Below are 8,427 nucleotides of genomic sequence, written 5' to 3' on the forward strand. Positions count from 1 at the left end.
GGTGCTCACTGCGGCTCTCCCCCGGTCTGCTCGGCCCTGTTGGTCCCGGCACTTCGGGCCAGGCCGGATACCTGCGGTGCGGTCCAGCGACGCTAACACGCACCGCGGCGGCGCCCCGGTGCCCGCCGGAACGGCGACAGGGCCCTCCGTCGGGGACGTCCCGGCCGCCCCCGGGTTGCCTCCGGTCGGGGCCGGCTGAGCCGAGCGGCCGTAACGGAACCCGGGCGGCGAACGGCCCGCGGCCCCGGTACGGAAACCCCGGTACCGGCCACGGAACCCGGCTCGTACGGCGAACCGCGGCGCGGCCCGTGCCCCGGCGGCCGGCCGCCGGCCCGCCCCGTGCTGACGGGCGGGACCGGCAGACCGGACACGGGCGGAACGGCAGACCGACCGGCGGACCGGACACGGGCGGGCCGACCGACCGGCGGACCGGCCGACGGACAGGGGCGCACCGGCTGTCGTCGGACGGGGCTCCGTGAACGCGCGTGGGCTTCGCTCAGAAGACGCGCGTCAGCTTCGCCCCGAAGCCCGGCTCCGCCTTGTCCTCCTGGAGCGCCACCGGAACCTTCACCTGCCCCGGTCCGCTGCCCACGGTCAGCGTGCCGACCTTGTCGCCCGCCTTCGCCTCGTGCGGCACGCTCTCCCCGTTGTCGGTGAGCGCGAGGTCGACCGACAGCCCCGGCCAGCCCACCGCCGTGACGTCCTTGGTCGCGACGAGCGCCGTCCGGCCGCCCAGACCGTCGTCCACATGCCCGACGACATCGCCCTTCGCCACGACTTTCGTGTCGATGAGCGCGGCCTGCGCGGACTCGATGAGCTGCTTGCTGACCTCGGTGACCGTGTCGATGGCGGGCACCTCGTACTGCCCCAGCGCCGCGCCGACGATCAGCTGCGTGGTGCCGCCGATCTCCTTCTCGGCCGCGAAGAGCAGGTTGCCGCCGGCGGCGGTGCTGGTGCCGGTCTTGATGCCGATTCCGGTGTACGGGATCAGCCGGTTGTAGTTCAGCTGCTTCTCGCCGTTGGAGTCCTCGTAGTACGGCTGGGCGGAGATCTCCTTGAAGACCGGGTCCTCCATCGCCGCCTTGCCCAGCTTCACCAGGTCCTTGGCGGTGCTCACGGTCGACTTGGTGAGTCCGCTGGGGTCGGTGAAGGTGGTGTTCTTCATGCCGAGGTCCTTGGCGGCGTCGTTCATCTTGTCGACGAACGCCCCCTCGTCACCGTTGCTGTCCCAGCGCGCCAGCAGCCGCGCGACGTTGTTCGCGGACGGAAGCATCAGCGCCTGGATCGCCTCGTACTGCGACAGCTTCTGGCCCTCCGTCACGCGGACGACGGACTCCTTGTCGGCCTTGCCGGTCTCGTAGTCACGGACCGCCTTGGCGTCGACGGTGATCTGCTTGCCCTCACCGTCCCCCTTGATCGGGTGGTCGCGCAGGATGACGTACGCCGTCATGACCTTGGCCACGCTCGCGATCGGTACGGGCTTCTCCGCGCCGGAGGAGCCCAGACTGCCGAGGCCGTCGACCTCGACGTACGCCTGTCCCTCCCCCGGCCACGGCAGCGACGGCTTCTGGCCCTTGAAGGCGTGGCTCGCGGGCACCGACAGGTGCAGCGTCGGCTCCGGCAGCGGACGAACGGTTTGTGCGATCGCGAAGATGATCAGGAGCAGCAGGACCAGCGGCGTCCAGATCTTGACCCGGCGCACCAGGGTCCGCAGCGGAGTCTCCGGCGGTGGCGGGGTGTTCGTCAGCTGCGCCAGCAGATCGAGCGGCGGAAGCGGTTGCTGCTTGGTCCGCTCGGACTCGGCGGGCCCGCCCGGCGCGACCGCCGCCTCTTCGCCCGCCCCGTGGCCGGACGCGGCGGGCAGCGGGCCGGGGGTCGCCGGAGACCGGGACCCGACGGTGGGCGGGGTGCTCGGCGCGTCGGGAACGGCCGCGGCCCCGCTGCTGCTCCTGGCGGCCCAGGACGGCGCGGCGGCGGCCGCCTTCGGGGTGCGCGGAACGCCGTCCGCCTGCTGGAGCGGTACGAACTTGCTGGTCCGCTCGGCGGGCGACCCGGCCGGCGCCCCGGTCCGGGAATCGCTCTCGGCAGACGTCTTGGCACGGCCCTGCTGGCCGGCCTTCGGAGCTGCCTTCGCGTCCGGCTCCGGGTCCGCCTTCGCGGCTGCGTTCGTGGCTGCGTTCGTGGCTGCGTTGGCGTCCGGCTCCGCGCCGGTCTTCGGGTCTGCCTTCGCGTCCGGCTTCCCGGCTGCGTTCGCGCCGGTCTTCGGGTCCGGCTTCGCGTCCGCTGTGGTGCCCGGCTTCGATGCCGCCGCCTGCGAGTCGTCCTTCGAACCGGCCTTCGGCTTCGCGCCACCCCCGGGGAGGTCCTTGTCCGGCCGTACGGCGCGGAACGTGGTCGTCGGCCGGTCGACCGGCTTTCCGGCACCGGAGGGCGCCTCGTCCGGCTTTCCGGCACCGGAGGACGCCTCGTCCGGCGTACCGGCACCGGAGGACGCCTCGTCCGGCGTACCGGCTTCGTCGCGGCCGCCCTTTCCGGGCCGCACCCGGAACGCGGTCGTCGGCTGGTCGACGGGCTTCCCGCCGTCCCGCGCCGCCACCACGCCACCCGCAGCCCGGGCACCGCTCGCACCGGCAGCGGTTTCCTCGGACCCGGTCTCACCGGACCCGGAACCGGACTTCGAGGCCGGCTCGGCCACCCGACCGGACTCCGCGCCCGGCTCGGTCCCCGGACCGGACTTCACGCCCGACTCCGGCTCCGGTCCGGCCTTCGCGCCCGACCCGGACTTGGCCTCCGGCTCGGGCACCGCGCCCGATTCGGGCACCGCGCCCGGTCGTGACCCGGACGGCCGTGACCCGGACGGCCGGTCCGATTCCGGTTTGCGGCGCGGCAATTTGCCGGAGCCGCTCCCGGCCGTCTCCGCGCCTTTCCCGGCGGCCTCCGCCTCTCCGGTCGGCTCGGCCCCTCCGGACGGCGTGTCGGCGTCCTCGGCGGCCTTCGCGCCACCTTCCGCAGCCGTTCCCCGGGAGCCGTCGTCGCGCAGCACGCCGAACACGGCGGTGGCGCGGTCCCGAACGGCCCCGCCGTCCCCGACTCCGCCGTCCACGACCTCGCCGTCCCCGACCTCGCCGTCGGCCTTCTCCGCGTCGTCGCCCGCCTCGTCCGTACGGCTGTCCGCCCGGTCCGCACCGGCAGACCCGCCCGCCGTGTCCGTATCGGCAGCCGCCGGGCCCGTACCGGCAACCGCGGCGTCCGTGACGGCGGTCACCCCGTCCGTAGCCGCAGCCTCAGCCTCCGTACCGGCGACCGCGGCGTCCGTGGCGGCAGCCGCGCCGGCGACCGCGGCGGGAGCCGTCCTGCCGCTGTCGGCAGCGGCCTCGTCCGCGTCGCGACCCGACTCGCCCGCCTGACCCGTCTCGGCTGTTTCGCCGGTTTCGTTCGTCTTTACCGTCTTTACCGTCTTTTCCGTCTTTTCCGTCACTTCCGTCTCTTCCGTCCCGGCGTCCGCCCCGCCGCCGGTTCCGGGCGACTCGACCCTGGCCCTGCCCGCCCGGAGGCCGTCGAAGGCCGCCGTCGCGCGCCGGGCCCGCTCGGCGGCGGAACGTTCGGTCACCGGCTCCTCGGCCGCACCGGCCCCAGGCCCGTCGGTCTCGCCGGCCCCTCCGGTCTCGCCGGCCCCTCCGGTCCCGTCGGTCCGGTCGTCCTCCTCGGCGGTCGCGACCCAGGCCGCCACGGCGGCCCGCAGCCGCGCGTCACCGCCCGCGGCGGGCCCGTCCGCCGAACCCGCCCCCGCCCGGCCGGAACCACTCCCGGCGCCGGAACCGTCACCACCCGAGGAACCCTCGGCGCCCGAGCCCCCGGCACCCGACCCCTCGGCACCCGAGCCCCCGGACTCGCCCTCCGGCTCCGCGGAACCGGAGGGGCCGGAGGGGCCGGAGGGGCCGGAGGGGCCGGAGGAACCGGAAGGCCCCGGAGCCGCGTCGTCCTCGGCGGGGTCCGGTGGCGTCACCGCCTCGCCGGAGTCCTCGCCCGGCGGCGTGGACCCGAATACGGCGAGCCGCGGATCGCGCTCGCCTCGCCCGGTCGCCCCCGACGACTTCCGCTGCTCCGACCTGTCGGGGGACTTGCCCGCCACCGATGCCTCCTCCATACGTGCCGCCTCAACCGTCGCGGGACGCCGTACGTCCCCACGGCGTCCCGTTCCGTCCGTCCACTCCACCAGTGTCCTGTGCGACCGGAATGTGATCCGCCCGCCACACGGCCGCCATCCGGTTTCGTCGCCTTCCGGAGGCCGCCCCACGTGCTAGACGAGCACGACATACATATCGGTTCCAGTACAAAGTACCCAGGCACCCTCGACAGACCATTGTGAGAGGGGTCACCCTGTCAGACATCCACGCGGGGAGGCATGGATGGGCAGGAGCCGCAGAACAATTCCGGAGGAGCTTCTGTTGCTCGCCCTGGACCCGGCCACGGGTACCACGGCGCAGCCGCAGTCGCTCGACCTCGGCCTGGCCGGGGCACAGCTAGTGGAGCTGGCTCTGGCAGGACGGATAGCCCCAGACGGGGATCGTATCGCCGTGGTGCTGCCACGGCCGACAGGAGATCCGACACTGGACTCCGCACTGGAGCTGTTGCGCCGTCGTGGCAGCCCGGTACGGGCGGTCCACTGGATCGGCGGGCCCCGGCTGGGGCTGCGCCAGACGTATCTCACGCATCTGGAGCGGTGCGGCATGGTGCATGCCGTGGCCGGTCAGATGTGCGGGGTGCTGCCGACGACGCGCTATCAGGCGACGGAGACGGCGATCAGCCGGGAGATCAGGAACCGGCTGGACAACGCGATCCGCACCGGCGTACCGCCGGACCCGCGGACCGCGGCGCTCGCCGCGCTGGCCCATGCGGTCGGTCTCGGCAAGCACCTCTACCCGGGCAACGAGGGGCGGTCCTCCCGCTCGAGGCTCCGGGACCTCATCAGGCACGATCCGATGGGCGGGCTCGTCGCGCACGCCGTGATGGACGTGCAGAACGGCGCGGCGGCGCAGCCACGGCGATCGGCCCCGGCCCGGGGAGGCGCAGGCGATCCCGCGGGCGTCCCGGTGCAGAGCCGGCGCGGCGGTGTGGCCGCCCGGGCCGTGGCCCACTAGTTCCCAATTTCCTCAGTTCCCCCGTCCCGGTCTCCGGGACCCGACAGAGCGAGGCAGGTCCACAGCAGCGCGACGAGTGGCGGCAGGCCGCTCGTCTCCGGTTCCTTCCGGCCGTATCGCAGGTCAGTCCCCACCGACCGGTCCGGGAGCCGCAGAAGCGCGAGGAGGCGTGCGGGCCCCGGGACGGAGCCGGCACGCCTCCTCCGCGCGCCCGAACACGGCGCGGCGTCCGTACGCGCACCGGCCCCGGCCGCCACCCGGCCCCGGCCACCGTCCGGCGCGGGCCGCCGCGTCGCCCCGGGCCCCGGCAGCCCGCCCCCGGATCGCCACGCGTGCTCACCGGGCAACCGTGTGTGGCCGTTTCCCAGCGCCGGAGTGGTCCGGGCTGGCAGGCTGTTGGACAAACAGCGGTACAAGTCGGAGGTGCTGCCTCGTGGCGTCCAACGTCAATCCCACCGTCAGAAGACGGCGGTTGGGTCAGGAGCTGCGCCGGCTCCGCGAGCAGAAGGGCATGACGGCCGAGGCGGTCGCCGAGCGGCTGCTGGTGTCCCAGTCGAAGATCAGCCGGCTGGAGAACGGCCGTCGCAGCATCAGCCAGCGCGACGTCCGGGACCTCTGCGGGGTCTACGAGGTCGAGGACCACCGCATCGTCGACTCGCTGATGAACATGGCCAAGGAGTCCCGCCAGCAGGGCTGGTGGCACGCCTTCGGCGACATTCCGTACAGCGTCTACATCGGGCTGGAGACGGACGCGACCTCGGTCCGCAACTACGAGTCGCTGCTCGTCCCGGGACTGCTCCAGACCCGGGAGTACGCGGAGGCCGTGCTCGCCGGCATGGAGCCCGAGGCGACCGCGGCGGACAACGCCAAGCGGGTCGGCGTCCGGATGAAGCGCCAGGAGCGGATCAGCGACCCGGCGTCGCCGCTGCGGTTCTGGGCGGTGGTCGACGAGTCGGCGCTGCGCCGGGTCGTCGGCGACCGGCGCATCATGCGGGAGCAGCTGGAGCATCTGGTCGAGCTGAGCCACCAGCCGCACGTGACGGTGCAGGTGCTGCCGTACGCGGTGGGCGCGCACCCGGGCATGGTCGGCACCTTCTCGCTGCTGGAGTTCTCCGACACGGCCGACTCCAGCGTGGTCTATCTCGAAGGGGCCACGAGCGACCTGTATCTCGAGAAGCACACCGAGGTGCAGCACTACAGCGTCATGTACGAGCATCTGCGGGCCCAGGCGCTCAATCCCGACCACACGCGCCGGTTCATGGCCGATGTGGCCAAGGAGTACGCCCGCTGAAGACCGGGTAAGGCCATTTGCGATCAGCTTTCGATCGCTACCTGACAGGTATAGGTCATGCCAATTGACATGGTGCCGGGGCAAGATACACCGCGCACCAACCCTCGCGGACGAGATCACGGCATATGCCATCCGGTTGAGTGAATGCGTCTGCCCTACGGGCGAGTTGCCCCGTAGCGTCGATCACGCCTCGAAGCCCCCTGGGCGACGGGGAGTTCCATTCAACCGCAGATCCACCGGGAGCTGATCATGGCAGAACATGGCATTACCGAGGTCTGGAAGAAGTCGTCCTACTCCGGAGCCAACGGCCAGTGCGTCGAAGTGGCCGCCCGGGTCCCCGGCAGCGTCTCCGTGCGCGACTCCAAGGACACCGGCCGCCCCGCTCTGAGCTTCTCGGAGTGCTCCTGGGAGGCCTTCCTCTCGGAGATCGACCGGGGCGTCACCGGCCGCTGAGCGTCCGGCGTCCGCGGAGTCCCGCAGGCCCGGGTACGCGCACCGATCACCCGCACCGCCGCATCCCCGAACTGAGCCCTCTCGACTGGCCCGCCGTCCCGGCCGAGGGGGCTCGGCCCTGCCCCGCGCCGACCCCGGGACCCCGCCCCGTGCGGGGCCCGCCCCTGCGGGACCCGCCCTGGCCCGTGCGGGACCCCCCCGTGCCGGACCCGGCCTGCCCTGCACGGGGTCCGGGCTTCCCCGTGCCGGAGCCGGCCCCCTGCCCCGTGCCGGACCCGCCGCCGGCCCGTGCCGGACCCGCCGCCGGCCCGTGGCGCCGGCCGCTCCCCGGTCCGCTCTCACGCCCGCGGGTAGCGGGCCAGCCAGCCCGGGGACGAGGCCGCCGGGCCGTGCAGCGCCGGGCCCTGCGTCATCTCCATCGAGAAGTCGTCCGCCAGCTCCAGAATCGTCGGCCGTCCCTCCAGCTCGGCCAGCCAGCCCGGCGGCAGCGCGGTCTCGCCGTGCAGCACCCCGAGGAGATGGCCGCAGACGGAACCGGCGGCGGCCGAGGCCCCGCTGTGGTTGACCGCGAGCAGCAGCCCGTGCCGTACGTCCTCGGCGACGAGCGCGCAGTACAGCCCGATGGCCAGCGCGTCGGCCGCGGTGCGGCCCTCGCCCAGCGACTCCACCCGGGCGGCGCTCGGCAACCCCTGCCGCACGGCGCCCAGCGCCCGCTTCAGCCCGTCCATCGTCTCCTCGTGCCCCGGCCGCGTCGCGAGCTGGACGAGCGCCTGCTGCACCGCGTTGTCCAGGGTGTCGCCGCGCGCCAGACCGTGCACGACGACCGCGTACGCCCCCGGCGCGAGACAACCGGTCGGGGCGCCGTGGGTCTGCGCCGCGCACTCCACCGCGAGCTGGAAGACCAACTGCGGCTCCCAGCCCACCAGCAGGCCGAACGGCGCCGAGCGGGTCACCGCGCCGCTGCCGTCCGCCCCCGGGTTCTTCGGCCGGCTGAGGGTGCCCATGACCTCGTCGCCGAACCCGGCCAGACAGGCGCGGTCGGGCTCGCGGCGCGCGTAGAGCCACTCCTCCCGGGCCAGCCACCCGTCGTCCTTGCGGCGCTCGTCGGGACCCCACTCGTGCTGGGTCGCGGCCCACCGCAGATACGCCCGGTGCAGATCGGTCGGCGGGTGCCAGGCACCGGTGTCCCGCCGCACCTGCGCCCGTATCAGCCCGTCGACGGTGAACAGGGTGAGCTGGGTGCCGTCGGTTATCGCGCCGCGCCGCCCGAAGGCGGGGACCAGGTCCGTGATGCCGTTCGGGCCGTGGGCCGTGCGGATGTCGGCCAGCGAGTCGGAGGCGACACCGGCGCCGAGGGCGTCACCGACGGCGCCGCCGAGCAGACAGCCGCGTACCCGGCTGCGGAAGTCCTGCTGTTCGGCGCGGCCCCAGACGGCCGTGCTCACTCCGCTCACTGGTTTCCTCCCGGTTGCGCGCGGGCGGTCCTCGTCATGGCGTCCGCCCGTCCCGTCGTCACGGCCCCCGCGCGTCCTGCCCCCCTCC

5 protein-coding genes are annotated in these 8,427 nt (G+C 73.8%); 3 read left to right on the forward strand and 2 right to left on the reverse strand.

Annotated elements, in window-relative coordinates:
* Positions 1-496: 496 nt before the first annotated feature.
* Positions 497-4,147 carry a D-alanyl-D-alanine carboxypeptidase gene (locus GCU69_RS15325; RefSeq protein WP_156206356.1) on the reverse strand — a complete coding sequence of 1,217 codons (3,651 nt, stop codon included), beginning with the start codon at positions 4,145-4,147 and terminating at the stop codon, positions 497-499.
* Positions 4,148-4,409: 262 nt separating this feature from the next.
* Between GCU69_RS15325 and GCU69_RS15330 the strand changes: the two genes are divergently transcribed.
* The 3 genes from GCU69_RS15330 to GCU69_RS15340 all read left to right on the forward strand — a co-directional run bounded on the left by GCU69_RS15330 (position 4,410) and on the right by GCU69_RS15340 (position 6,885).
* Positions 4,410-5,141: a GOLPH3/VPS74 family protein gene (locus GCU69_RS15330; protein WP_098753299.1), complete on the forward strand. Its 732-nt coding sequence runs from the start codon at positions 4,410-4,412 to the stop codon at positions 5,139-5,141.
* Positions 5,142-5,574: 433 nt separating this feature from the next.
* A complete protein-coding gene (locus GCU69_RS15335; RefSeq protein ID WP_098753300.1) occupies positions 5,575-6,432 on the forward strand; it encodes a helix-turn-helix domain-containing protein in 858 nt (285 codons plus the stop codon).
* A gap of 249 nt (positions 6,433-6,681) precedes the next feature.
* Positions 6,682-6,885 carry a DUF397 domain-containing protein gene (locus GCU69_RS15340; RefSeq protein WP_098753301.1) on the forward strand — a complete coding sequence of 68 codons (204 nt, stop codon included), beginning with the start codon at positions 6,682-6,684 and terminating at the stop codon, positions 6,883-6,885.
* Positions 6,886-7,223: 338 nt separating this feature from the next.
* Here the strand turns inward: GCU69_RS15340 and GCU69_RS15345 are convergent, their stop codons facing one another.
* Positions 7,224-8,339 (reverse strand): ADP-ribosylglycohydrolase family protein, encoded by a 1,116-nt coding sequence (locus GCU69_RS15345; protein ID WP_098753786.1) that lies wholly within the window; start codon positions 8,337-8,339, stop codon positions 7,224-7,226.
* Positions 8,340-8,427: the final 88 nt, after the last annotated feature.

Source organism: Streptomyces lycii, assembly GCF_009735685.1.
Classification (GTDB): domain Bacteria; phylum Actinomycetota; class Actinomycetes; order Streptomycetales; family Streptomycetaceae; genus Streptomyces; species Streptomyces lycii.

Excerpts from the sequence above, each read along its gene's own strand:
- GCU69_RS15330 (WP_098753299.1), top strand. The coding sequence starts at position 4,410 with ATGGGCAGGAGCCGCAGAACAATTCCGGAGGAGCTTCTGTTGCTCGCC.
- GCU69_RS15325 (WP_156206356.1), bottom strand. The coding sequence starts at position 4,147 with ATGGAGGAGGCATCGGTGGCGGGCAAGTCCCCCGACAGGTCGGAGCAG.
- GCU69_RS15340 (WP_098753301.1), top strand. The coding sequence starts at position 6,682 with ATGGCAGAACATGGCATTACCGAGGTCTGGAAGAAGTCGTCCTACTCC.